General features: G+C 69.5%; 20 protein-coding genes and 1 tRNA gene. 11 read left to right on the top strand and 10 right to left on the bottom strand.

Features of this window, described 5'->3' with window-relative positions; genetic code table 11:
* Positions 1–10: 10 nt before the first annotated feature.
* Complete coding sequence (locus tag KDB89_RS06005; protein WP_219083929.1) at positions 11–1,330, bottom strand: zinc-dependent metalloprotease; 1,320 nt, start codon at positions 1,328–1,330, stop codon at positions 11–13.
* Between the two features lie 144 nt (positions 1,331–1,474).
* On the opposite strand from KDB89_RS06005, the gene KDB89_RS06010 reads away from it, so the two are divergent.
* Genes KDB89_RS06010 through KDB89_RS06020 form a run of 3 tightly spaced genes read left to right on the top strand, consistent with a single transcriptional unit; the run spans position 1,475 to position 5,905 of the window.
* Positions 1,475–2,518, top strand: coding sequence for a YlbL family protein (locus KDB89_RS06010; RefSeq protein ID WP_219083930.1), 1,044 nt, complete (start codon positions 1,475–1,477; stop codon positions 2,516–2,518).
* Positions 2,511–3,029 carry a PPA1309 family protein gene (locus KDB89_RS06015; RefSeq protein ID WP_219083931.1) on the top strand — a complete coding sequence of 173 codons (519 nt, stop codon included), beginning with the start codon at positions 2,511–2,513 and terminating at the stop codon, positions 3,027–3,029. The genes KDB89_RS06010 and KDB89_RS06015 overlap by 8 nt, the downstream gene beginning before the upstream one ends.
* Positions 3,026–5,905 carry a UPF0182 family membrane protein gene (locus tag KDB89_RS06020; protein WP_219083932.1) on the top strand — a complete coding sequence of 960 codons (2,880 nt, stop codon included), beginning with the start codon at positions 3,026–3,028 and terminating at the stop codon, positions 5,903–5,905. The genes KDB89_RS06015 and KDB89_RS06020 overlap by 4 nt, the downstream gene beginning before the upstream one ends.
* 9 nt (positions 5,906–5,914) lie before the next feature.
* Here the strand turns inward: KDB89_RS06020 and KDB89_RS06025 are convergent, their stop codons facing one another.
* Together KDB89_RS06025 and KDB89_RS06030 are read right to left on the bottom strand one after the other, a co-directional pair.
* The gene (locus KDB89_RS06025; RefSeq protein ID WP_219083933.1) at positions 5,915–7,243 is read right to left on the bottom strand and encodes a M16 family metallopeptidase; all 1,329 of its coding nucleotides are present in this window, start codon (positions 7,241–7,243) and stop codon (positions 5,915–5,917) included.
* Positions 7,240–8,514 (bottom strand): M16 family metallopeptidase, encoded by a 1,275-nt coding sequence (locus KDB89_RS06030; RefSeq protein WP_219083934.1) that lies wholly within the window; start codon positions 8,512–8,514, stop codon positions 7,240–7,242. Before KDB89_RS06030 ends, KDB89_RS06025 begins: the two co-directional genes overlap by 4 nt.
* 65 nt (positions 8,515–8,579) lie before the next feature.
* Here KDB89_RS06030 and KDB89_RS06035 point away from each other — a divergent pair, with 65 nt between their 5' ends.
* From KDB89_RS06035 to KDB89_RS06055, 5 genes are all read left to right on the top strand, one after another.
* Positions 8,580–9,584: an aldo/keto reductase family protein gene (locus tag KDB89_RS06035; protein ID WP_219083935.1), complete on the top strand. Its 1,005-nt coding sequence runs from the start codon at positions 8,580–8,582 to the stop codon at positions 9,582–9,584.
* Positions 9,585–9,746: 162 nt separating this feature from the next.
* Positions 9,747–10,640 carry an iron uptake transporter permease EfeU gene (gene efeU / locus KDB89_RS06040; protein WP_219083936.1) on the top strand — a complete coding sequence of 298 codons (894 nt, stop codon included), beginning with the start codon at positions 9,747–9,749 and terminating at the stop codon, positions 10,638–10,640.
* Positions 10,641–10,656: 16 nt separating this feature from the next.
* Positions 10,657–11,928 (top strand): iron uptake system protein EfeO, encoded by a 1,272-nt coding sequence (gene efeO, locus KDB89_RS06045; RefSeq protein ID WP_219083937.1) that lies wholly within the window; start codon positions 10,657–10,659, stop codon positions 11,926–11,928.
* A gap of 2 nt (positions 11,929–11,930) precedes the next feature.
* The gene (gene efeB, locus KDB89_RS06050) at positions 11,931–13,193 is read left to right on the top strand and encodes an iron uptake transporter deferrochelatase/peroxidase subunit (protein ID WP_219083938.1); all 1,263 of its coding nucleotides are present in this window, start codon (positions 11,931–11,933) and stop codon (positions 13,191–13,193) included.
* Positions 13,194–13,539: 346 nt separating this feature from the next.
* A tRNA-Met gene (locus tag KDB89_RS06055) sits at positions 13,540–13,613 on the top strand.
* 585 nt (positions 13,614–14,198) lie between these two features.
* Here KDB89_RS06055 and KDB89_RS06060 read toward each other — a convergent pair.
* The 4 genes from KDB89_RS06060 to KDB89_RS06075 form a co-directional block, all read right to left on the bottom strand.
* Entirely contained in the window at positions 14,199–15,530 is a 1,332-nt protein-coding gene (locus KDB89_RS06060; protein WP_219082186.1) for an ISL3 family transposase, read from the bottom strand.
* A 1,085-nt stretch (positions 15,531–16,615) separates the two neighbouring features.
* Positions 16,616–16,876, bottom strand: a complete 261-nt coding sequence (locus KDB89_RS06065; protein ID WP_219083939.1) for a Txe/YoeB family addiction module toxin — start codon at positions 16,874–16,876, stop codon at positions 16,616–16,618.
* Between the two features lie 2 nt (positions 16,877–16,878).
* Complete coding sequence (locus tag KDB89_RS06070) at positions 16,879–17,136, bottom strand: type II toxin-antitoxin system Phd/YefM family antitoxin (protein ID WP_219083940.1); 258 nt, start codon at positions 17,134–17,136, stop codon at positions 16,879–16,881.
* A 94-nt stretch (positions 17,137–17,230) separates the two neighbouring features.
* Positions 17,231–18,037 (bottom strand): hypothetical protein, encoded by an 807-nt coding sequence (locus tag KDB89_RS06075; protein WP_219083941.1) that lies wholly within the window; start codon positions 18,035–18,037, stop codon positions 17,231–17,233.
* Between KDB89_RS06075 and KDB89_RS06080 the strand changes: the two genes are divergently transcribed.
* A complete protein-coding gene (locus KDB89_RS06080; protein WP_219083942.1) occupies positions 18,036–18,347 on the top strand; it encodes a hypothetical protein in 312 nt (103 codons plus the stop codon). The two genes, KDB89_RS06075 and KDB89_RS06080, sit on opposite strands and share 2 nt — an antisense overlap.
* A gap of 4 nt (positions 18,348–18,351) precedes the next feature.
* Here the strand turns inward: KDB89_RS06080 and KDB89_RS06085 are convergent, their stop codons facing one another.
* Together KDB89_RS06085 and KDB89_RS06090 are read right to left on the bottom strand one after the other, a co-directional pair.
* A complete protein-coding gene (locus KDB89_RS06085) occupies positions 18,352–19,485 on the bottom strand; it encodes an SGNH/GDSL hydrolase family protein (RefSeq protein ID WP_219083943.1) in 1,134 nt (377 codons plus the stop codon).
* The gene (locus tag KDB89_RS06090; RefSeq protein ID WP_219083944.1) at positions 19,482–20,063 is read right to left on the bottom strand and encodes a TetR/AcrR family transcriptional regulator; all 582 of its coding nucleotides are present in this window, start codon (positions 20,061–20,063) and stop codon (positions 19,482–19,484) included. Before KDB89_RS06090 ends, KDB89_RS06085 begins: the two co-directional genes overlap by 4 nt.
* Positions 20,064–20,168: 105 nt before the next feature.
* Between KDB89_RS06090 and KDB89_RS06095 the strand changes: the two genes are divergently transcribed.
* Together KDB89_RS06095 and KDB89_RS06100 are read left to right on the top strand one after the other, a co-directional pair.
* Positions 20,169–21,293, top strand: coding sequence for an NAD-dependent epimerase/dehydratase family protein (locus KDB89_RS06095; RefSeq protein ID WP_219083945.1), 1,125 nt, complete (start codon positions 20,169–20,171; stop codon positions 21,291–21,293).
* A 341-nt stretch (positions 21,294–21,634) separates the two neighbouring features.
* Positions 21,635–22,318, top strand: coding sequence for a nuclease-related domain-containing protein (locus KDB89_RS06100; RefSeq protein ID WP_255556293.1), 684 nt, complete (start codon positions 21,635–21,637; stop codon positions 22,316–22,318).
* 18 nt (positions 22,319–22,336) lie between these two features.
* On the opposite strand, the gene lhgD is transcribed toward KDB89_RS06100, so the two are convergent.
* Positions 22,337–23,527, bottom strand: coding sequence for an L-2-hydroxyglutarate dehydrogenase (gene lhgD, locus KDB89_RS06105; RefSeq protein WP_219083946.1), 1,191 nt, complete (start codon positions 23,525–23,527; stop codon positions 22,337–22,339).
* Positions 23,528–23,595 lie beyond the last annotated feature (68 nt).

Raw genomic sequence — 23,595 nt, forward strand, 5'->3', positions numbered from 1 at the left:
CGTCGATTCGCTACTCGCCCAGCAGCCTGCGCAGCTCGGCGTCCAGGTCATCCTCCACGGGTCCGTCCTGCAGCCCACCGGCGGCGAACGCGAGCGGGTCGCCCAGGTCCGAGGAAGTCGGCAGGAGGTCCGGGTGGCCCCAGACCGCGTCGCGCTCTTCCTGCCCCCTGGAGTGCTGGACCGCGGCCCAGAGGTTCTTCGCGTCCCGGACGAGCCGCGGCCGCAGATCGAGCCCCAGCAGCTCGGCGAACACGGTGTTCACGGGGCTGGCGGAGGCCCGGCGGCGACCCATGACCTCCTCGAGCTGCGCCGCGTGCGGCATCCACGGGCCGGCGGCCTGCGCGACGACGTGGTCGACCCAGCCCTCGACGAGGGCCAGCAGCACCTCGAGGCGCTCGAGGATCTCGACCTGGGCCGGGGTGCGCGTCGGCCGGAAGAAGGAGCCCTTGACGGATTCGCCGACCTTCACGACGTCCTCCAGGGAGAGGCCGGTCATCTCCTCGGGGCGGAACTGGCTCGCGATCGCGTCGAAGTCGATGGTGATCTCGCGCGAGAAGTGCGCGAGGAGCGCGCTGAGCTGAGGGGAGAGCCACCCGACCGCGTGGAACAGGCGCTGGCGGGCGGCCTCGCGCAGCAGCAGGTAGAGCACGACGTCCGTCGCGGGGGCGTCGAGGTCGCGCGTCAGCTCCGCCACGTTGGCGGGCACCAGGAGCACATCGCTCGTGCCGAGGAGGTTGAACCCCAGCTCGGTGCCGGTGAGGATGTCGCCGGCGACGGCGGCCAGCTCGCGCTTGAGGCGGTCGCGGTAGATCAACGAGGCGGAGGTCCGCAGCATCGGCGCCATCATGTGCGCCATGGGCGCGAGCTCGTCGTCGCCCTCCAGCGCGGTGCCGCGCTCGAGCGCGTCGGCCAGCCCGTCGATGATCGGCTCGATGGTGGCCCGCCAGCCCTCGCCGGTCTCGTCCAGCCAGCCGGAGCGGGTGGTCGCGCGCGCCGGGCGGCCGGTCTCCGCGAAGGACGTGACGGGGGTCAGCCAGGACTGGGCGAGCCGCTCGGCGTCGACCACCGCGCTGAGTTCGTCGGCCCTCAACGCGGGGTCGCCGCCCTCGGCGACGATCGCCTTGGCCGCGGTCAGCGTCGTGCGCCACGCCGCCTCCGGATCCTTGTCGGCATTGGTCATGCCGAACATGAGGCCACTCTGGCTCATCCTGCTGACCTGGGCCATCAGGTCCTCGAGGTTGAGCTGGTCGGCGTCACCGAGGCCGAGCTGCTCGAGCATCTTGCGGAGCTGCTCGAAGTCGAACGGCCCGAACGGGTTGTTGCTGGACATGGATCCCTCCTACCGGCTCCATTGTTCCCCACGGTGCAAGCGGGTGGGAGTGGGCCTTGGCGGGGTTGATAGGGTCATGGACAGTCATGGGGCCATCGTCGACGCCCCTTGCACAGTCAATACACAGCGGTGAGGAGCGGGACCGTGTCACGTAACGCGCTGGCGATCGTGTCGTCGCTGCTGTTCGCCGCGCTCGCCGCCGCACTGGTACTGATCCCCGCGCCCTATGTCGCGTGGCGTCCGGGACAGACGCTGGATGTACTGGCCGCCACGGACTCGGGTCCCGTCATCGACGTGACCGGACTGCAGAGCTTCGAGGCGTCGGGCTCACTGCTGATGACGACGGTGTCGGCCACGCGCGTCGACTCGTCGCTCAGCCTGCCGGAGGCGATCTACGTCTTCCTCGACCCGAGCTCCGACGCCATGCCGCGCGAGGTCATCTACCCCCCCGGCAAGACCACGGAGCAGGTGCAGAGCGAGGCCGTGGCCAGCATGGACACGTCCAGGAGCAACGCGACCGTCGCGGCGCTGCGGGCCGACGGGATCAAGGTCACCGAGCTTCCCCGGGTGGCGTCGGTCACGATGTCCGGCCCCAGCGCGGAGAAGCTGCAGCCCGGGGACCTCATCACGGCCGTCGACACCATTCCCGTGACCAGCCGCGACGAGGTGGCCGCCCAGATCAGCACGCATGAGGTGGGCGACGCCATCGTCTTTGACGTGCTGCGCGAGGGGAGCGAGCTGACCGTCTCGGTGACGAGCGACGCCAGCCCCACCGACGCGAAGCTGCCGATCGTGGGCATCAGCATCGACACCGGCTACCAGTACGACCCCGTCGTGACGTTCAACGTGGACAGCTCGGTGACCGGCCCGAGCGCGGGCCTGGTCTTCGCGCTCGGCATCTACGACCGCATCACCGATGGCCAGCTGATCTCCGACCGCGTCGTGGCGGGAACGGGGACCATGGACCCCAACGGCCGGGTCGGCAACATCGGCGGGATCAGGGAGAAGATCAAGGGCGCCGAACGTGACGGTGCCACCGTCTTCCTCGTGCCCGAGGGGAACTGCGACGACGTCGGAGATCTCGACACACCGCTGACGCTGGTGTCCGTGGCCACCCTCAAGGACGCCATCTCTGCGCTGCAACTCATCAACGAATCCAACACCGCGGAGGTGCCCGTCTGTGGCTGACCAGAACCCCCTCATCGCCTGCCTGATGGACATCGAGCGGCACGTCTCGACCGCCGGCTGGGACCAGCCGGCGCGCCTGTTCGCGCTCGTGACCACCGCGACGCTGCTGGAGGTGGAGCCCCAGCTCGTCGGCCGCGTCCCGGAGGCGTCGCTCGACGCGCTGACCGCCATCGAACAGGACGAGTTCCACGTCGGAGACGATCTCGAGGAGCGCCTCGAGGCGATCTTCTGGCCGGACACCGTCGAGGGATGCGCACTCGCTCTGGAGCGTGCGTTCCTGCCCGCCAAGTACGAGGCTGACGTGCCCGAGGACCCGGCCGAGGCCGCGGAGTTCGTCGCGAAGCACCCCGAGCGCTCCGACGTGCGCGTCGTGGTCGGCGTGCTGCGGGACGGCACCAGACACGGGCTCGCTCGCGTCGTCTCGGAGCCCGACGAACTGCTGGGTGCCGAGAACCTGGTGCCGGGCCTGGGCGAGGCGCTGCTCAACACCTTCAGGAGCGTGGTCGAATGAGCGACGAGGCCATCCAGGACGCCCCCCGCAGGGGCCCGCTGCTGTGGACGGTGGTGATCGTCGGCCTCCTGGTGCTGCTGGCGGTGATCGCGTCCAGGGTCGCCACCGACTACCTGTGGTTCAGGAGCATCGACTTCGCCACGGTCTTCACAACGCGGCTGGCTGCCCAGATCGGGCTGCTCGTCGGGTTCGGCGCCCTGCTGTTCGCCGTGGTCTTCTTCAGCGCACGGATCGCGTACCGGCTGCGTCCGAAGGTGCGTCGGGCCAACCTCGACTCGGAGTTCCTCGTCCAGCTGCGCGACGTCCTCGACGAGCGCTCCGGCCTGCTGATGGCCGTGCCGGCGGCCCTGCTCGGCGTCCTCGGGGGCCTGTCGGCCCTCGGTATGACCGAGATCTTCCTTGCCTGGTGGAACCGCACTCCGTTCGGCAGGAGCGACCCGTACTTCGGGCTCGACGCCGGCTTCTACGTCTTCACGCTGCCGTGGCTGCAGTTCGTCGTCGGATACCTGATGTTCGCCTTCATCGCCGGCGGCATCTTCGCTCTGGGCGTCCACTTCATGACGGGCTCGCTCAACTCCGTCGCGCTGCGTCGGGTGGGCAACTCGCCCGTGAGCGTCGGTGCGCAGCGCCAGCTGTCGCTGATGCTGGGGATCGTCATGCTGCTGATCGGCGCCAACACCCTGCTGGACAGGGTCGCGTTGTCCGTCAGCGACAACACCCTGTTCACCGGTGTCAACTACGCCGACGCGACAGCACGCATGCCCATCGGGCTGATCCTGGCCGCGATCTGCTTCATCTGCGCCGCGGCGTGCTTCTTCAACGTGTGGCGGGTCCGCTGGAGCGTGCCCGGCGCCTCCATCGCGCTGCTGATCGTCTCCACACTGCTGCTCAGCATGCTGTACCCCTTCCTGATCCAGAGCTTCGTGGTCGCCCCCGATGAGCCGGACAAGGAGCGTGACTACATCTCGAGCAACATCGAGGCGACGCGCTTCGCGTTCGGCATCGACAAGGTCGAGATCGAGGACTACGAGGCGACGACCACCGTCAGCGCCGGCCAGCTCCGCGCCGACGCGGAGGCGCTGCCGGCCATCCGCCTGATCGACCCGACGATCGTGCCCCGCACATTCGAGCAGCTGCAGCAGGTCCGCGGCTACTACACGTTCCCCTCCACGCTCGACGTCGACCGCTACGTCATCGACGGAAGATCGACCGACTCGGTGGTGGCCGTCCGCGAGCTCGATCTGGGCTCCGTCGAGTCGGGCGACACCTGGAACAACCGCCGCACCGTGTACACGCACGGCTACGGCATGGTCGCGGCCTACGGCAACCAGCGCCAGGCCAACGGCGAGCCGGTGTTCTTCTCCGGGGGCATCCCGACGACCGGGCTGCTGCCCGAGCACGAACCCCGCATCTACTTCGGCGAGCGCACCGACTACTACGTCATCGTCGGAGCCCCCCAGGGACAGGATCCCGTCGAGCTCGACACCCCCTCAGGCGGCGAGGGACGCACGGAGTCGCTCTACACCTACACCGGATCCGGCGGGGTGCCGATCGGCAACTACCTCACGCGTGCCGCGTACGCCATCCGCTACGGGGACATCAACATGATGTTGAGCGACCGTGTGAACGCCGAGTCGCGCATCCTCGACAACCGGGTGCCGGTCGACCGGGTGAAGGCCGCCGCGCCGTGGCTGACGATCGACTCCGACCCCTTCCCGAGCGTCGTCGACGGGAAGATCGTGTGGATCATCGACGCGTACACCACGACGCAGAACTATCCGAACTCCACGCGCCAGGACTGGACCACGGCGATCTCGGACTCGCGGACGTCGGCCGACAGCCTCCTGATCGGCCAGCAGGTCAACTACGTGCGCAACTCCGTCAAGGCGGTCGTCGACGCCTACGACGGCACCGTGACGCTGTACGAGTGGGACAGCGAGGACCCGATCCTCAAGACGTGGGAGAAGGCCTACCCCGGCGTCGTGACCCCGAAGGACGAGATCCCCGCGTCGCTGCTGTCGCACCTGCGTTACCCGCAGGACCTGTTCAAGTCCCAGCGCGAGATGCTCGGCCGCTACCACACCACCAGCGCCCAGACCTGGTACTCGCAGTCGGACATCTGGCAGGTGCCCAACGATCCGGTCAACGGGTCGGAGTCCGGCACCAAGGAGCCCCCGTACTTCCTGACCATCCGATGGCCGAATGACGAGGATCCGCACTTCGCGAACACGACGGTGTTCGTGCCGAAGGACCGGGAGAATCTGAGCGTCTACATGGCGGTCAATGCCGACGCGACGAGCAAGGACTACGGCCGGATGCGGGTGCTGAAGCTCTCCGACTCCGAGCAGATCGCCGGTCCGGGGCAGACGTACAACTTCATCTCGACCAACCCGACGGTGGCGGAGAAGCTGCTCCCGTTCAACCGCTCCGGGTCGAGCGCGACCGCCATCTACGGCAACCTGCTCACGCTGCCGGTGGGCGGCGGCCTGATGTACGTGCAGCCGATCTACACGCAGACGACGGCCACCACCGGTGCCTACCCGGCGCTACGGTTCATCGTCGTGCGCTTCGGCGAGGAGCTCGGCATCGGCGAGACCCTCCAGGAGGCTCTCGACCAGGTCTTCGAGGGCGACGCGGGGGCCGACACCGGCGAGGACATGGCCGGTTCGACCGGCACGGGCGATGACACCGACACCGGCACCTCGGACGACGAGTCCGGCGACAAGTCCAGGGCCCGACAGCTCCTCGACGAGGCCGAGGCCTACTTCGTGAAGGCCGACGAGGCGCTCAAGGCGAGCGATCTCGCGGCATACCAGGAGGCCATGACGAACGCCGAGGAGAAGGTTGCCGAGGCCGCAAAGGCCCTCGACAACTGAGCCGCCTCGTCAGCTCCAGCTCCGCAGGTCCACGACCTGCGGAGCAAGCCCGAGCCTGGCCAGGGCCGGCAGCAGGGAGTCCGCGTCGCCGTTGACGGCGATCGTGACCTGGTCAGGCGTGACGACGTCGCGCCACGCGGCGGTCGCCTCGCCGGGCGTGACACGGGCCAGCTGCGCGAAGTGTGCGTGCAGGTAGCCGGGTGCGAGCCCCGCCGCGGCGAGCGCTGACGCCTGGGCGACGATGTCCGACGACGTCTCGTTGGCGAGCGGGGCCACCGAGATCAGGTAGTTGCGGGCATCCGCGACCTCCTCGTCGGTCAGGGCCGCGACCAGCGCCAGGCCGTCGAGGAGCCGGGCGACCGAGTCGCCGGCGACCTCGGTGCGGACGCTGCCGCCGACCAGCAGCATGCCCTCGGCGACGCCGGGGGAGAAGCCGCCGCCGATGCCGTAGCTGTAGCCGAGGCGTTCGCGCAGCTCCAGGTTCAGCCGCGACGCGAAGGCTCCGGCCACCGCGTGCCCGGCGACGCGCAGCTGCGGCCAGCGGGGGTCGTCCCGGGTGGGGGTGCGCGTGGCGAGCGAGATGGTCGCCTGCACGGCGCCCGGCTGGTCGACGACCACCACCGACGGCGGCAGGGTCGGCGCCGGCGTCGGGCGGGGAGCCGGACCTGCCTGGCCCGACCAGGCCTCCAGCAGCGGGAACCACGCGTCGGGGGCCGTGGCTCCGGCGATCAGCAGCGTCGCGCCGGCCGGCCCGTAGTGCGCGCGGTGCCAGGCGCGGACGTCGGCGGGCGTGATCGTGAGCAGCGTCGAGGGTGTGCCGGTGGCGGGCCTTCCCTCGCGGTGGTCGCCGCCGAACAGCGCGGCGCGTAGCGCCATCCGGTTGGCGGCCTCGGGCGTGGCGACCTTCGAGTCGAACGCCGCGGTCAGGCCCTCCACGTGGTGGGCCACGTCGGCTTCGGCGTACTCCGGCTCGCGCAGCACCTCGAGGAACAGAGGCAGCACGCCGCCCAGCCGCGTCGAGGGCGCGACCCCGCCGAACGTCGTGTAGTGGTAGTGGGCTGCCCCGTGCAGCGTCGCCCCGCGGGCCTCCAGCAGTTCCCCGACGGCGCCGTCGGGGTGGGCGAGGGTGCCCTCGTCACTGGAGTTGAGGGCGACGGCGCCGACGCCCTCGGCGGTGGTCGGCTCGTCGGCGAGCGACGCGGGCAGCACGAGGTCGAAGGACGAGATGTGCTGGCCGGGCATGGGGAAGTACCACACGTCCAGTCCGTTGCCGAGCCGGGTGACGTGGGGGACCGGGAACTCCCAGGTCCGGGAGTGCGTGACGGCGGGGCGGTTCATCGGGCGTCCTCGGCGAGGTAGTGGAGCTGGTGTGCGTCATCGGCCCGCAGCCAGCGCGCGGCGGCGATGCGGACATCGTCGGGGGTGAGCGAGAGCACGTCCCCGAGGTGGGAGTTCAGCGCCTCCGGTGTGCCGCGCAGCTGCCAGGACTCGTTGATGGCGTCGGCGCGGCCGCTGGTGGTGGCCAGCTCCCAGAGCCAGTCGCGCTCGTACTGGGCCTGCGCGCGCTCGAGTTCAGCGCCCGTCGGGCCGTCCTCCGCGAAGCGGGCGACCTGCTGCAGGATGGACTCCGCGAGCGCGGGGGAGCTGGTGTCGTAGGTGGGCCGACCCAGCACGGTGCCGATGGACGGCGCGCTGCGGTGGCCGAGGATGGCGCCGTGCACCTCGTGGGCGAGGTCGCCGGAGCGGACCAGCGAGCGGTGCAGCCGCGACGTGGAACCGTCGGCGAGGATCGCCAGCGCGAGATCGAGGGCGGGCAGCTCCCGGTGTGTCGCGGGCGGCAGCGCCCACGACAGGTAGGTGAGGGTGTGGGGCACCCGGCGCAGCACCGTGGTGCTCTGCGGGTCGACGAGACCCGAGTGCGGCTGCTGGGCCCGGTGCCGCTTCTCGACGGCGGGGAGGCCGCCGAGGAAGCGGTCGGCCAGCGTGAACCCCTCGTCGGGGCTGACGGGGCCGCACAGCACCAGCCGCACGTTCGACGCCCCGTACCAGGAGTCGAAGAATCCGGACACGTCGCCGAGCGAGGCGTCGTCGAGGTCCTGCATGGAGCCGATCGTCAGGTGACCGTAGGGGTGGTCGTCGGTGAAGTGCTGCGCGACGAGGAGCTCGAGCAGGTCGCCGTAGGGCTGGTTGTCGTAGCGCTGGCGCTTCTCCTCCTTCACGACCTGGCGTTGCGCCTCGAAGTTCTCGGGCGTGATGGCGAGGCTCGCGAAGCGGTCGGCCTCCAGCCACAGCGCGAGGTCGAGGCCACCGCGGGGGACGGTCTCGAAGTAGTTGGTCCGGTCGCTGGAGGTGGTGGCGTTCACGGTTCCACCCATGGCCTCGATCGTCGCCATGTGCTCGCCGGAGCCGACCTCCGACGACCCCTGGAACATCAGATGCTCGAACAGGTGGGCGAAGCCGGTGCGACCCGCCGCCTCATCGGCCGATCCCACCTCGACCCACAGGTTGACCGCGACGCCCGGCGCGTCCGCATCCGGGGCGACCGTCACCTGGAGGCCGTTGTCGAGGGTCGTGGTGGCCAGCTCGTAGCCTGGCAGGGGCTGGGTCATGGGCGCGAGACTATCGGGTTTAGTCGGCGTGCGCCCGTCTCCCGGGCCGGGGTAGCGTGGTGCCCATGAAGTATCGCTACCTCGGCAATTCCGGACTCAAGATCACCGAGATCACCTACGGCAACTGGCTCACCCACGGCTCCCAGGTGGAGAACGAGACGGCGAAGAAGTGCGTCCGAGCGGCCCTCGACGCCGGCATCACCAGCTTCGACACGGCCGACGTGTACGCCAACACCGCCGCGGAGTCGGTGCTGGGCGAGGCGCTGGCGGGCGAGCGACGCGAATCGCTGGAGATCTTCACCAAGGTCTACTGGCCCGTCGGCCCCAAGGGCCCCAACGACACCGGCCTGTCGCGCAAGCACATCATGGAGTCGATCAACGGCTCGTTGAAGCGGCTCGGCACCGACTATGTGGACCTCTACCAGGCGCACCGTTACGACGTCGAGACGCCGCTCGAGGAGACGATGACGGCGTTCGCCGACATCGTCCGCCAGGGCAAGGCCCTGTACATCGGCGTCAGCGAGTGGACCGCCGAGCAGATCCATGCGGGCGCCGCGCTGGCGCGCGAGCTGAAGATCCCGTTCGTCTCGAACCAGCCGCAGTACTCCATGCTCTGGCGCGTGATCGAGGACAAGGTCGTGCCCGCCTCCCGCGAGGAGGGCATGTCGCAGATCGTCTGGTCGCCCGTCGCGCAGGGCGTGCTGACCGGCAAGTACCTGCCCGGGCAGGCCGCCCCCGCCGGCTCGCGCGCCACCGACACCAAGGGCGGCGCCGGCATGATCTCCCGCTTCATGAACGACGACGTGCTCACCCGCGTGCAGAAGCTGAAGCCCGTCGCCGACGAGCTGGACCTGACCATGGCCCAGCTGGCCGTCGCCTGGGTCCTCCAGAACGACAACCTGGCCGCCGCGATCATCGGCGCCTCGCGCCCGGAGCAGATCGCCGAGAACGTGAAGGCCAGCGGCGTCGTCATCCCCGCCGAGCTGATGGCCCGCATCGACGAGGCCCTCGGCGACGTCGTCGAGCGCGACCCGTCGCTCACCCGCGCGCTGGAGACCCGCCCGGCCTGACACTCAGGCCCTCCCACCTCACACGGCGCCGCCCCTCACCGGGGCGGCGCCGCTTCGCTGCCTGGGCCCGGTCGCCGTGAGACTCATTTGCGCAGGGAGAGGGTGACGAGTAGGTTCCCTTTTTAGGAAGGTAAGCCTTGGCTAATTGAGGGAGGGGTGCCGGTGTTCGTCGCCACGTTCCTGATCGGCCTGCGCGAGGGCCTCGAGGCTTCGCTGATCATCGGCATCCTGCTGGCCTACGTGACAAGGGCCGGTCGCCCGGATCTGCGTGGCCGCATCTGGTGGGGCGTGGGGATCGCCGTCGCGGTGGCACTCGTGCTCGGCGCCGTGCTGACCTTCGGCCGCTACGGGTTGAGCTTCGAGGGACAGGAGTTGCTCGGAGGCTCACTGTCGATGCTGGCCGTCGCGATGGTCACCGGCATGGTCTTCTGGATGATGAAGGCCGGCCGGACCATGAAGAAGGACCTCGAGGCCGACGCCGGGCGGGCGATGATCACAGGGTCCGGCGCCGCGATCTTCTGGCTCGCGCTGGTCACTGTCGGCCGCGAGGGGCTCGAGACCACGCTGATGCTGTGGGGCTGGGCTGTCACGCCCGTCGCGCTGCTCGGGGCGGTCGTCGGCATCCTCGTCGCGGTGGGCCTCGGCGTCGCGCTGAGCCGGGGGATGCTGCGCATAAACCTCGGGCGCTTCTTCACCGTGACCGGCGCCCTCCTCGTGGTGCTGGCGGCCGGCATCCTCGCCTACGCCGTCCACGATCTCCAGGAGGCCCGGTTCCTGCCCGGCCCCTTCTCGGGCGCGCCGATCACCCCGACCGACGCGACGACCGGCGACGTGCTCGTCGGATTCACCACCTCGCCCTTCTGGGCCGCCGCCTACCCCTTCGGCTGGGCGTTCGACCTGGAGGACGTCATCGACCCCGCCGGCCTCCTGGCCGGCGTCCTCAAGGGCACCGTCGGCTTCACGCCGCTGATGTCCTGGCTCGAGGTCACCGCCTGGGCGCTGTACCTCGCCCTCGTCGTCCCCGCCTTCGTCCGACGGACCCGCGCCGTCCACTGATCCCTGAGGAGGAACCATGGCCACGTCATGGACCGTACTGTCCACCACCCTGCTGGCCGGGGCCGCCGTCGCGCTCACCGGCTGCGTCGAGAATCAACCGGCCGCCGACGGGACGACTGCCGCCGAGGTGATCGCGGTGACGTCCACCGACGACGCGTGCGAGGTCTCGCAGGCGACGCACGCCAGCGGCGCCACGAGCTTCTCCATCACCAACTCCGGTGACCAGATCACCGAGTTCTACGTGCTGGCCGACGACCACCTGCGCATCGTCTCGGAGCGGGAGAACATCGCGCCGGGGCAGGAGGCCAGCCTCACCGTCACGCTGCAGCCCGGCACCTACTACACGGCGTGCAAGCCCGGCATGCGGGGCGCCAACGTCGGCGAGGCCGAGTTCACGGTCACGGGCGACGAGGTCGAGCTGAGTGGCGAGGACCAGGAGCTGTTCGATCAGGCGGTCGCCGACTACATCAACTTCGTCAAGGACCAGGTGGCCGAGCTGCAGCCGCAGGCGGAGAAGTTCGTCGACGCGTATGTCGGGGGCGACGACGACACCGCGCGCGAGCTGTACGCGCAGGTCCGCGTGCCCTACGAGCGCATCGAGCCGGTCGCCGAGACGCTCGGCGTGCTGGATCCGCGCATCGACTACCGCGAGATCGACTACCTGGCCGAGGCCGACCTTCTCGAGCAGGACGACCCGACGTTCACGCAGTGGCTCGGGTTCCACCGCATCGAGAAGGACCTGTGGCCGCCGGCGGACGGCGACCTGCAGCCCGACGGCAGCTCGGCGCTGGAGGGCTGGGAGCCGTCGGACGACGCGACCCGCAAGGAGCTCGGCGACACCCTGGTCGCGGACGTCGACAAGCTGTACGACGCCGTGCACGACCCGGACTTCATCGCCGACCAGCAGATCACCATCGCCACCGTGTCGAACGGCGCGATGGGTCTGCTGGAGGAGATCGCCGTCGGCAAGGTCACGGGCGAGGAGAACTGGTGGAGCCACAAGGACCTGTGGGACTTCCAGGCCAACCTCGAGGGCTCGAGGATCGCCTTCGACCTCGTCGCGCCCATCGCCGAGCGCAAGGGCGACGAGGGCAAGGAGCTCGTGTCGGAGATCTCGGACGCCTACGCGGCACTCGAGACGGAGCTGGCCACGTACGGCAGCCTCGACGAGGGCTTCGTCAGTTACGACACGGTCGACGACGCGGGCCGCAAGGAGCTCACGGCCAAGCTGGACGCCGTCCGGGAGCCGCTGAGCCGGCTCACCAACGCGGTCCTCGGGATCTCCTGACGATGGCGCTCTCCAGGCGGGGGATGCTCGCCCTGACCGGGACCGGCGGGGCGGGCCTCGCGGCGGGCCTGGCCACCGGGTGGTCGTTGGGCTCCTCGTCCGGTTCCACCTCGGAGGGTGGCGGCGACCTCGTCTACGACTTCCACGGTGCCCACCAGTCCGGGATCGTGACCCCGGCCCAGGACCGGCTGCACTTCGCTGCCTTCGACGTGGCCGACGACATGACCCGCGACGACCTCATCGAGCTGCTGCAGGACTGGAGCTACGCGGCGAGCCGCCTGATGCTGGGCATCGACGTGTCGGCGACCGGGGCGTTCGACGGGGGTGCCTACCTGCCGCCCGACGACACGGGCGAGGCGGCCGGCCTCGGCGCCTCGGGGCTGACGGTCACCTTCGGGTTCGGCCGCAGCCTGTTCCTCGACGCCGACGGGGCCGACCGCTTCGGCCTGGCCGACCGCCTTCCCGACGAGTTCACGACCCTGCCGAAGATGGTCAACGACTTCCTCGCCGTCGAGCGCTCCGGCGGTGACCTGTGTATCCAGGCCTGCGCCAACGACCCGCAGGTGGCGGTGCATGCGATCCGGAACCTCACGCGGCTCGCCTTCGGCCGGGCCGTCCTGCGGTGGTCCCAGCTGGGGTTCGGCCGCACGTCGTCGACCTCCACGACGCAGACGACGCCCCGCAACCTGTTCGGGCAGAAGGACGGCACGAACAACCTGAAGGCCGAGGAGCCCGACCGCATCGACGAGCACGTGTGGATCCCGGAGGGCGCGTCGCAAGGGTGGGCCGTCGGTGGGACCTACCTCGTCGCCCGCCGGATCGCCATGACGGTCGAGGTCTGGGACTCGCTGCAACTCCAGGAGCAGGAGCGCGTCACGGGCCGCGACAAGCGCGAGGGGGCCCCGCTGTCGGGCGGCACGGAGTTCACGGCCCCCGACTTCGCCAAGGCCGGAGCCGACGGTCAGCCCCTGATCGACCCCCGGTCCCATGTGGCCCGCACGCACCCGGACAACAACGGCGGCATCGCCATGCTCCGGCGCGGGTACAACTTCGTCGACGGCAACGACGCGCAGGGCCGGCTCGACGCGGGCCTGTTCTTCATCGGGTTCGTGAGGTCTCCCGACCGGTTCGCGACGGTGCACCGCAACATGGCCCGCGACGACATGTTCGTCGAATACCTCAAGACCACCGGGTCGGCGGTCTTCCTCGTCCCGCCCGGCGCGACGAGCGAGGGCCACTGGGTGGGGGAGTCGCTCTTCGCCTGATCAGGTCCCTGAGCTTGTCCCGGTTCCCTGAGCCGCCTCCGGTTCCCTGAGCTCGTCGAAGGGCGTCGAGCGGAGCGAGACGGGTCACTGGCACCCCCTCCGGTTCCCTGAGCCCCCTCCGGTTCCTGAGCCCCCTCCGGTTCCTGAGCCCCCTCCGGTTCCCTGAGCTTGTCGAAGGGCGCCGAGCGCAGCGAGGCGTCTTGCGGGTAGGCCCCTCCGCCAGGCTCAGGAGCCCCGACAGTGCCTGTGCTGAGCTTGTCGAAGTGCTCAACGAACCGGGAGCCAGACCAGACGGCACCGCCGATTTGTGCCCCCGTCAGGGAGTCTGTATAGTTCATTGAGCCGACGCGGGGTGGAGCAGCTCGGTAGCTCGCTGGGCTCATAACCCAGAGGTCACAGGTTCAAATCCTGTCCCCGCTACAAATCGAAGTCCCGATCAGCCAACAGGCTGATCGGGACTTCTGCTTTTCGCCCCTGAGAGCGTTCGCGTCGCTCATTGTCTGTAGTGGTAGGGGGAGGCAGCGATCCGGTCGTGGGGCATCGGGATCAGTTGGGCAGGTGGACCATGGAGGTCCCTCCCAGTGGCTCGCCACTGGGCAGGCCTTCTGCCGGCTTTGTTGCGGGCGCGCCCTTGCAGGGGTTCGTCCGCTGCCCTGCGGTGGGCCGGTCACCCCCAGCTCGGTGGGGCGGCAGGCACCGCGTTGGGTCCTGCCTCCCCTCCAGTAAAACGCTGGCCTGCGACGTGCCGGTTGGGCGACGCGGTGTTCATCATCAGTGGCTCCCGCCGGGATCGCTCTACCCATCAGGGGAGTGATCTGTGATGTCTGTGCGGGCTGAGTGCTGGGCGCAGGGCTGGTGTTTCGTCGGCGACGCAACGGTCATGCTGCTCGCCCGACCCCGCCGCTCCGACCACTGACCCCGCCCACATCGCGGCGAGTGCGCCGCACGGACAGGCTTACGAAACCGGCCCTGGACAAAAGCGGCTCTTCGGACCTGAGCGTGGGGTCATAGTCGTAGACCGCCGCCGATGAGGAGCATTCTGAGGCGGTAGTTATCGGGGTCGCGGAATCCTCGGGCGACGCGGCGGGCGAGTTCGATCAACCCGTTGATGGCTTCGGTTCCGCCGTTGTTGGCGCCGCCGGTGGTGAAGTAGCCCAGGAACGCGTCTCGCCACTGGTTCAGGGTCCGGCCGAGGCGGGCGATCTCCGGGATCGGACACGACGGGAACGTGGCCAGGATCTGCTCTGCGACCCTGCGGCCGTCGGCGTGGCTGGGCTGGTGGTAGACCGAGCGGAGCTGTTGGGCGCAGTGCCAGGCGACCTCGACTTCGACGTGTCGGTCGTCGGCGGTGAACGCGGTCTCGAGGCGTGTCTTCTGCCGGTCGGTGAGGTGTTCCCGGCCGGCGCGCAGTAGGTTGCGGATCCGATACAGCGGATCGTGTCTGCGGCCGCGGTGGCCGTGGATGTCTTGCTGGACCCGGCGGCGGACCTCGTCGACCGCGGTCGTGCCGAGCTTGACCACGTGGAAGGCGTCGATCACCGCGATGGCGTCCTCCAACTGGTCGTCGATGGCGTTCTTGTAGCCGTGGAATGGGTCCAGGGTGGCGATGTCGACGCCTTCGCGGAACGTGTCGCCGCGGGCCTTCAGCCACGACGTGTAGGCCTCGCCGGAACGACCCGGGACCAGATCAAGGAGCCGCGCCCGGACGTGTCCGTGCTGGTCGCGGGTGAGATCAACCATGCCGGTGAACTCCTTCGGGCCGCGTCCACCCTGCTCGACAGGCCTGGTCGAGACGTGATGCCAAATGTGTTCGTCAACACCCAGCGTGGTGACACCGGCGAAGCGCGACTCATCGTCGGCGGCTGCTTCAAGGATCGGTTTGACGGCTCGCCACAGCGTCTTCCAAGCACAACCCAGCTGACGGGCAAGACCCTGAACCGAAGCGTTCTCGCGGCGCATCTGCCCGACCGCCCACGATGTCGCCCGAGCGGTGAGCAACGCTCTGGGCCGCGCCACGTCGGGGTCTTGTTCCATGAACGAGGTCACCGGACACGACGGCTCCGGACACAGCCATCGTCGTTTCCGCCACCACAACCGCACCGGCGCCGTGAAACAGGCAGCGTCGATCAACTCCACCCGCTGCCGGCCATGCGCATGCGCCACGACCCCACATGTCGGGCAACCCATCACCCCCGGCAGCCGGGACTCGACCTCAACCCGAAGCCCCGCGTCGTCGCGATGGACACCGGTCACGTGGAGCCCGGGCAACCCCAGCAGAAGGTCACAGCGCTGGCAGTAGCCGCCGCCGGCACGGCAGCAGGACGTAGGATCGGGCATCGTCGAGGTCCTTGAAGATCAGGTGGTGTGGTAACCCCGATTCTTGAGGGCCTCGACCCCCTCCCGCCCCCCGACACGCCCGCCGCCGGATCCACGCTCACCCCACGCTCAGGTACGAAGAGCCACAAAAGCATTATGGGTTCGCTAGATTGGCGGTTGAAGGGTAACGATTGGCAATCGCGTCAATGGAGAGCGGCTGTGAAGTACCTGAGACATGGAATCGCGTTTGCAGTAGTGCTAGGAGTATCACTGCCCCCACGGCTGCTCAAGCTGATGAAAGCAAATGCCTCAGTTCGGACGATTCAGAAGACCACCGCAAAGAGCCTTCTTCTGCCTGAGTGCTAACTGCGGCAATTCCCAGATTCTGAGGAGTGTCTCCTGAATGCGTATCTTGAGAGGTGTAGCAATCGGTGCATGGGGGCTTGTCTCTGCTGTGCCGACGGTTGGTTGGTACGCTTGGCCGGTCATCGCTCTCTGCGTGGTCTGGGGTGTGATCTATGCCATGAGGCCCCCCAGCCTGAGTCTCGCACTCGCTCAGGCGGGGTGCACTTACTTGGCTGTGGCGTTCAGGATTGAACTTCTGTACCAACCTTCTTGGGGTGGACTGCTCTGGTCGCTGGTGTTTGGAACGCTGTTTTTCGCATTATGGATGACTCCTGTCGGGATATTCCCGAGCTACCTCAAGGAGGGGGCCTTTCGGGCGAACCCCTGATGATGGCTGTACTCGCCCATGACGATCATCGGTCGAGAAGGGTAGCGGCTGCACACGAGTAGCTGACGCACGTCATGGGCAGTAGTCCCTCCGCGCCGGTGTCCAGGCCAGAGTGAGGAGAGCTTTCGGCGAAGCTCCAGCACGAGGTCGACCACTTCGCCGGGCGTCGCGTGTGGGCGGGCGATGGGTGCTCGGGAGCGGGCTCGCACTCGGCGCGGTACCGGGTCAGGAGGACGTAGCGCCGGGAACGAACCACGCCGTAGGCGCGGGCGACCTCGGCAACCGGCGATGCCCGAGCGTGACAGCGGTGATGACCAGACGAGCCTTCGACACGCCACGCTGACCACCACCGGTGGCCCTGTCCTTGTGTCGCTCACTGCCCGTAGTGGTAGCGGCAGGCGGCGATCCGGATTTCATCGCCGACGATCTTGTAGACGAGGCGATGCTCCTCGGTGATGCGGCGTGACCAGTAGCCGGCGAAGTCGTGCCTGAGGGCCTCCGGCTTTCCGATTCCCTCGTTGCCGTTGCGGGAGACGTCCTGGATGAGGGCATTGATTCGTTTGAGGACCCGGCGGTCCTGTGCCTGCCACCAGAGGTAGTCCTCCCAGGCGTTCTGGTCCCACACCAACAGCATGGTCAGTCGGCGGCGATCAGGTCGTGGGGTTCGCCGCGGCCGCCCTCCAGCCGCTCCATCGCGTCGAGAAGGCGCCGTGCGTTCGCGGGGGAGCGCAGGAGATAGGCGGTCTCTTTGAGGGCCTCGTACTCCTCCAGGGAGACGATGACTACCGGGTCGTGGCCGGCTCGGGTGATGACGACCTCTTCCCGGTCGTCGACCACGGAATCGAGAACCTCGGCGTATCGGGCCCGGGACTCGGTGTAGCTCATCGTCTTCATGAAGGAACCTCCTGTACAGGAAAGCGTACGTCCTGGGAGTGGTGTCCACAAGCCTCACAAGCCTCACAGGCGTACAAGTAGAGCCGGGCCGGGGCTACAGCGGCGAGCCAGGGGCTGCCACGCCGACGAAGACCCCGCCGAACTTCGCCTCTCCCGTCCGGCACCGGTGGCCGTCGACCCACACCACCCGGTCGCACGTGACCTGTCCGCAGACCGTGTCGTCGTCGGTGTGGCGTGCCTCGAATCCGCCGCCCATCGAGGTGTTGTATCCGACGACGAGCCGTCCGTGGCTGCAGGTTGCGCGGGAGTAGCAGGTGTCGCAGACGCTGCGGTACTGCCAGGCGGTTCCGATGGCCGTCCGCCCGCACACCGGGCACGGGTGGGCCCGGTTGCTGTCCCGCGGCGCGGCCAGGAGCCAGTCGTCGGAGGCGATCGCGCGTAGGAGCGCGCGTTCGGTCGGTTCCCTGGCATGCCGCCTCAGCGTCACGAGCAGGTGGTCCGCGACGTCGATGTTGGAGATCCCCTCCCGCTGGTCGGCGGGCAGGGACGCGACGCTGTCGAGGCCTCCGACGATCGCGGCGATCGCCGCGCGGTGCCAGGCGCTGACGTCGTCGAGGCTCAGGGTCCGGTTGTGGTGGCGGGTTTCCTGCCACCACTGATCGACGCGAGAGGAGAGTTCGTCCGGGTTGGTGCCGGTCAGGGCGTACATGCGGCTTCCGTCGACGTTGTAGACGAGCAGTTCGCGGTCCGAGGCGAAGGCGAATCCGCCCGATACGGGGTCGGCGTTGAAGCCGGGGTGGAGGACCTCGGCGACGGTCGTGGGGTCCGTGGCCCGTCGTCGGGCCAGCGCCTCCACCTTGTCGCGCGTGATCGGCTTCTCGAGCGCCTCGTCTGAGTTCATGCCAAGCCTCCTTGTCGGGTGTCATGTTCGCACGGCGCGACGACGCTACGGGCTGAGCCACCCGCGCGGCCATGACGAAGGTCACTGTCGCGCCCACAGCTCGACGGCCAAGGGGTTGAGCAGCGAGGTTGCGGTCGGGCCGGCGAACGGGCTGGATCAGGACAGCGTGATCTCGCTGGACAACGTGGTCACGATTCCGGCGTCCCTGCTGGGCCGCACTATCGGCTACCTGACCTCCGAGCAGGAAGTGCTCCTGGCCAGGGCGATCGTCCTCGCCTACGACCTGGACATGCCCCTGCTCGGCGGCTGAGGGGTCAGCCCAGGCTTGCCAGGGCCTGGTCCGCGAAGCGGGTGCCGATCAGTTCGTGCGATGCGGTGTCCGGGTGGAGGGCGTCGGCCAGCGGGCGCTCCGCCTCGTCGGCAGGCCCGAAGAGGCTCAGCCCGTCGATGAGGTACAGGTTCGGGTCGTTGCGCGTCACCGCGATCCGGGTGAGGGCGTCGCGGATGGATCGGAGGGTCAGCCGGCCCGAGGCGACCTCGGCGGGGTCGCCGGTGGCGATGAACCGCACCTGGGGCGATCCGATGGTGGACGTGTCGAACGCGCCGGGCCCGGGGGTGTCCTCGTGGATGGGGCAGTAGATCGGCGTGACGAGGAAGAGCGGGGTCTCGGGGTGCCCGTCGCGCACCGTGTCGAGGAAGCCGTGCACCGCCGGGACGAGCGCCCTCATGCGCATGGCGTCGGCGTTGACGATGTTGATGCCCAGCTTGATGCTGATGACGTCCGCCGGGGTGTCGCGGATGACGCGGGCGACGCACTGGTCGGCCATGGCGCTGCCGCCGAAGCCGAGGTTCCGGAGCTCCAGGTCCGCCGCCCGGGCGGCGAGCGCCGGCCAGATGAGGCTGGGGTTGGTCGCCGCGGAGCCCTGGCTGATCGAGCTGCCGTGGTGCACCCAGCGGCGACGCGGTCGCTCGTCGGGGCTGACGGGCGCGTCGGTCTGGAGCGCGACGAGTGTCACGGCCTCGTTGTTGGGGAGCCACAGCTCGACGAGCTTGTCCGCCGGCGCCAGGCCTGCGAGCACCGTGGTATGCGGGTCACCCTGGACGGGCACCGTCGTGCCGGCCACCAGGTCGACCTCGACCGCGTCGCCGCCCGTTATCTCGTCGCTCGTGACGAGCACGCCGTCGATGAAGGCGTCCACCCGGCCCCTGGGGCGGTCGGCGCCGATGTAGGCGACCCGGCTCGTGCGGAACTCCAGCTCGACGCGGGTGGCCGTCGTCCGGAACGCGACGCGCGCGCCCGAGGGCTGGACCTCCATGCTCATGAGCTGCGGGTCGGGGAGTTGGCGCCTGACCCAGGCCGGCAGCCGGTGCAGGACGAGCCCCCGGTTGGTGGGTTCGAGCTCGGCGATGCCGCGGATGAGGTCGGGGGTCAGTGGGACGCTGATCATGCGAGGGGTCCTTCCTGGGGCCATGAGGTGAGGGAGCGGTCGAGGGCGTCGACGGCGTGCAGCCACGACGCGTCCACCGACTCGCTGCGGTGGGCGAAGGAGCGGGCGTCGGTGAGCGCGACGAAACCGCTGATGGTGGCGCCGACGAGCCGGACCGCGTGCACGGTGTCGGACTCCGGCAGCCGGTAACCGCGGATGACCGCGGCGATGAGGGAGGCGACGCGGGCCGCCTCGGGCGATGCCGCCGTCGCGTCGTCCGCCGGGCGTTGGAGGGCAGCCCAGGCGCCGGGTCGCCGGGCCGCGTAGTCGCGGTGGGCGGCGGCGAGACCCGCCAGGGCCTCGCGCCCGGACCTGCCCGCAACCTCGGCCGCGACGGCATCGCCCATCTCGGTCAACGCCAGACGGTGAATCCCCGACAGGAGCGCGGCGAGGTCCCGGACGTGCCCGTACAGGCTGGCCGGTCGCACGCCGAGATCCCGCGCGACGGCGGAGATGGTGACCTGGTCGTACCCGTCGCGGTCGGCGAGGTCGGCTGCGGCGGCCACGACGAGGTCGGGGGTGAGGTTGGCTCGGGGCATGCTCCAAAGCTACGCCTATTAGAACAAAACCTACAACGCGTAGGACATGTTTTGAACCGGTGCGGTCTAGGGTCGTGCCCGACGAGACGAGGCGGAGGGGTAAGCATGAGCGAACATGAGGGCGCGACACGAGCGACGGTGCTCGTCACCGGCGGGTCGGGATTCATCGCCGGGCACTGCATCCTCCGTCTCGCGGCGTCGGGATTCCGTATCCGGGCGACGCTTCGCTCGCTGGCCAAGGAGGAGGCTGTCCGCGCCTCGCTGGAGTCGGCAGGTCTTCCGGAGGACGCGATCCTGGAGTTCGCCCAGGCGGATCTGATGGGCGACGACGGGTGGGCCGAGGCGACCGCGGGCGTCGACGACGTCCTGCATGTGGCCTCGCCCGTGATGCCGGGCCATGTGGAGGACGAGAGCAAGGTCATCGTTCCTGCACGCGAGGGGACGTTGCGTGTACTGCGGGCGGCCAGGGATGCAGGTGTGCGGCGGGTGGTGCTCACGTCGGCCTTCCATGCGGACAGCTGGGGTCATCCGAACTCGGATCACGTCTTCACCGAGGAGGACTGGACCGTCCTCGACGGCCCAGGGGCCGATGCCTACGCCCGCAGCAAGACGATCGCCGAGCGGGCCGCCTGGCAGTTCGTACGCGACGAGGCGCCGTCGCTCGAGCTGGTCACCATGCTGCCCGTCGGGGTGATGGGGCCGGTGATCGGCAGGGACGTCTCGGGGGCCAACGAGGTGGTTCTGCACATGCTCACGGGGCAGATTCCCGCCTTCCCCCACCTGTTCATCCCAGTCGTCGACGTGCGCGACGTCGCCGCGGCGCACGTGCTGGCGCTCGGCGTTCCGGGCGCGGCCGGGCAGCGGTTCCTCCTGTCCAACGGGCCGGCGCTCGAACTGAGGGAGATCGGCGACGTGGTCAGGCAGCAGTTGGGGGAGCGGGCCTCCCGGGTCCCCACCAGGACCCTGCCGAACGTCGTCGTCCGGCTGGGTGGACTCTTCAGCCCGTCGCTCAGGGCGCTCGTTCCCGATCTGGGCCACGCCAAGGCGACGTCGAATGCCAAGGCCGTCGGCCTGCTCGGCTGGACACCCCGTGATCCGCGGGAGGCGATCCTCGCCGCGGCTGAGAGCATGGTCGCGAAGGGGCTCGTCGACTTGAGGGAGTGGCCGTGTCCCGCAGCGACGAGGTTGGGGCTGGTGAGCAGGGGACCCCATCGATATGCTCCTGACTAGGTACTCGGCATCACGGCCGGTCAGTGCACGGTGGAGTGTGGTCGATGTCGGAGCAGGCGCTCGATGAGAAGAAGATGAAGCTGCGGTATGAAGGCTCCTGTCGGATCTGCGGCCTGGCGATCCCGGCGAGGGCGGAGGCCATCTACGAGCGCTCCACGAAGACTGTCCGGTGTGTGGCATGTCCTGCGCCAGGTGCCGTTCTCTCTGCTCCGGCCGAGCGGTGCTCTCCGACGCCCGCACACGTGGTGCGCGGCCCGGCTCCTGCGGAGGAGCCGGGCCAGGGAGCCGCGTCTGCTCCAGTCCCGCGACGGGCGGTCGACCCGGTGGAGGTGGCTCCCGAGGTGCATGCGGCGCCTGAGGCTGTGGTTCCCGCCGATGCGGCGACCATCGACGTTGGCGTGGCAGGGTCGTCGGCCCGGCGCGAGTACGAGCGGCGCAAGGCCAGGGACGAGGCGAAGCTGCGGGAGGAGTGGGGCCGATTCGGGGGCATCGCCGTCGCCCTCTCCAGCGAGAAGCAGAGCACTCGGGCGTGGGCGACCGGCGCCGTCGGCGAGGAACTGCTCGGTGCTCGGCTCGACAAGCTGGCGTCCCACTCGTGCGCGGTGCTCCACGACCGGAGGATTCCTCGGACCAGGGCGAACATCGATCACATCGTCGTGACCACGGGCGGCGTCTGGGTCATCGATGCCAAGCGCTACAAGGGGCGTCCCGATCTGAAGATCGAGGGTGGCATCATCCGACCGCGGGTCGAGAAGCTCACCGTCGGGAGACGGGACTGCACCAAGCTTGTCGACGGAATGCTCAAGCAGGTCGGGCTCGTCCGGGACGTGGTCGGAGACGTCCCGGTGACCGGGGTGCTCTGTTTCGTCGAGGCCGACTGGCCGCTCATCGGAGGATCGTTCATGACCAGGGGTGTGCACGTCCTCTGGCCCAGGCGTCTCGTGAAAGTGATGGCCGAACGAGTCGGCGGGGTCGACGTCGCCGGGGTCCGTGACCTCGTGACCGAGCGTTTCCTGCCGGCCTGAGGTTCGATGGGGGGGCGCTCAGTCGCCGCGCAGGAGGTCGACCTCGTCGGCGATGGAACGTCCGATCTCCAGGGACGCGGTCGCCGCGGGGGAGGGTGCGTTCAGGACGTGGATCTGGCGGTCGGCCCGCAGGAAGTCGAAGTCGTCGACCATGGCCCCGTCGCGTCGGAGCGCCTGGGCCCGGACCCCGGCCGGGGCAGGGGTGAGGCAGCCGTCGGGCAGGTCGGGAACCAGTTCACGGAGGCTGGCCAGGAAGCGGCGCTGCGACATCGACCGCACGACCTCAGCCGCACCGGTCTTCCAGAACCGGCGGCCGAGGCGCCACAGCCCGGGCCAGGCGAGGTAGTCGCCGATGTCGCGGGGGCTGATCGTGCGCCAGGCGTAGCCGTCGCGGGCCAGTGCCAGGACCGCGTTCGGTCCCGCGTGTACCCCGCCGCCGATCATCTTCGTGAGGTGCACGCCGAGGAAGGGCAGCGTCGGGTCGGGGACGGGGTAGATCAGGCCGTTGACGAGGTGCTGGGCGGAGGGCGCCAGCACGAAGTACTCGCCACGGAACGGGACGATCCTGACGTCGGGCTCGAGGCCGGCGAGGCGGGCGACGCGGTCGGCCTGCAGGCCGGCACAGTTGACCAGCCGGTCGGCGCGGAACTCCCCGGCGGGCGTGGTGACGGTGACGCCGTCGGCGCGGGCATCGATCGCGACGATCTCGGCGCCTGTCGCCAGCCGGCCGCCACCGTCGGCGATCAGTCGTGCCAGGGTCCGGCACACGCCGACGTAGTCGACGATGCCCGTGGTGTCCACGCGCAGGGCCGCCACGCACGCGACGTGGGGCTCGTACTCGCGGGCCTCGGCCTGGTCGACGCGACGGACGGGCGCCCCGTTGGCCAGCCCGCGGGCGAGCAGCTTCTCCAGCGCAGGGACCTGGCTCTCCCTCGTGGCGACGACGAGCTTGCCGCAGATCTCGACGCCGATGCCGTGCTCGACGGCGAAGTCGCGCATCGACACCGCGCCGGCGGCGCCCATCCTGGCCTTGAGGCTGCCGGGGGCGTAGTAGAGGCCGGAGTGGATGACACCCGAGTTGCGGCCCGTCTGGTGCCGGGCGACATCGGGCTCCTTCTCCAGGACCGTGACCTCGTGTCCGCGTCGCGTGAGCTCGTGGGCCGTGGCGAGCCCGACGATGCCCGCTCCGATGACGATGACCTGTGCCATCCGTTGCCCCTTCGCCCGTGCCTGTCTGCACCGTAGGGCACGCGGGCCGGGCGGTGTGTCCGGTCCGC

The organism is Tessaracoccus palaemonis, from assembly GCF_019316905.1.
GTDB classification, from domain to species: domain Bacteria; phylum Actinomycetota; class Actinomycetes; order Propionibacteriales; family Propionibacteriaceae; genus Arachnia; species Arachnia palaemonis.

Excerpts from the sequence above, each read along its gene's own strand:
- KDB89_RS06005 (WP_219083929.1), bottom strand. The coding sequence starts at position 1,330 with ATGTCCAGCAACAACCCGTTCGGGCCGTTCGACTTCGAGCAGCTCCGC.
- KDB89_RS06020 (WP_219083932.1), top strand. The coding sequence starts at position 3,026 with ATGAGCGACGAGGCCATCCAGGACGCCCCCCGCAGGGGCCCGCTGCTG.
- KDB89_RS06025 (WP_219083933.1), bottom strand. The coding sequence starts at position 7,243 with ATGAACCGCCCCGCCGTCACGCACTCCCGGACCTGGGAGTTCCCGGTC.
- KDB89_RS06030 (WP_219083934.1), bottom strand. The coding sequence starts at position 8,514 with ATGACCCAGCCCCTGCCAGGCTACGAGCTGGCCACCACGACCCTCGAC.
- KDB89_RS06035 (WP_219083935.1), top strand. The coding sequence starts at position 8,580 with ATGAAGTATCGCTACCTCGGCAATTCCGGACTCAAGATCACCGAGATC.
- efeO (WP_219083937.1), top strand. The coding sequence starts at position 10,657 with ATGGCCACGTCATGGACCGTACTGTCCACCACCCTGCTGGCCGGGGCC.
- efeB (WP_219083938.1), top strand. The coding sequence starts at position 11,931 with ATGGCGCTCTCCAGGCGGGGGATGCTCGCCCTGACCGGGACCGGCGGG.
- KDB89_RS06060 (WP_219082186.1), bottom strand. The coding sequence starts at position 15,530 with ATGCCCGATCCTACGTCCTGCTGCCGTGCCGGCGGCGGCTACTGCCAG.
- KDB89_RS06065 (WP_219083939.1), bottom strand. The coding sequence starts at position 16,876 with ATGCTGTTGGTGTGGGACCAGAACGCCTGGGAGGACTACCTCTGGTGG.
- KDB89_RS06070 (WP_219083940.1), bottom strand. The coding sequence starts at position 17,136 with ATGAAGACGATGAGCTACACCGAGTCCCGGGCCCGATACGCCGAGGTT.
- KDB89_RS06080 (WP_219083942.1), top strand. The coding sequence starts at position 18,036 with ATGCCAAGCCTCCTTGTCGGGTGTCATGTTCGCACGGCGCGACGACGC.
- KDB89_RS06075 (WP_219083941.1), bottom strand. The coding sequence starts at position 18,037 with ATGAACTCAGACGAGGCGCTCGAGAAGCCGATCACGCGCGACAAGGTG.
- KDB89_RS06085 (WP_219083943.1), bottom strand. The coding sequence starts at position 19,485 with ATGATCAGCGTCCCACTGACCCCCGACCTCATCCGCGGCATCGCCGAG.
- KDB89_RS06090 (WP_219083944.1), bottom strand. The coding sequence starts at position 20,063 with ATGCCCCGAGCCAACCTCACCCCCGACCTCGTCGTGGCCGCCGCAGCC.
- KDB89_RS06095 (WP_219083945.1), top strand. The coding sequence starts at position 20,169 with ATGAGCGAACATGAGGGCGCGACACGAGCGACGGTGCTCGTCACCGGC.
- lhgD (WP_219083946.1), bottom strand. The coding sequence starts at position 23,527 with ATGGCACAGGTCATCGTCATCGGAGCGGGCATCGTCGGGCTCGCCACG.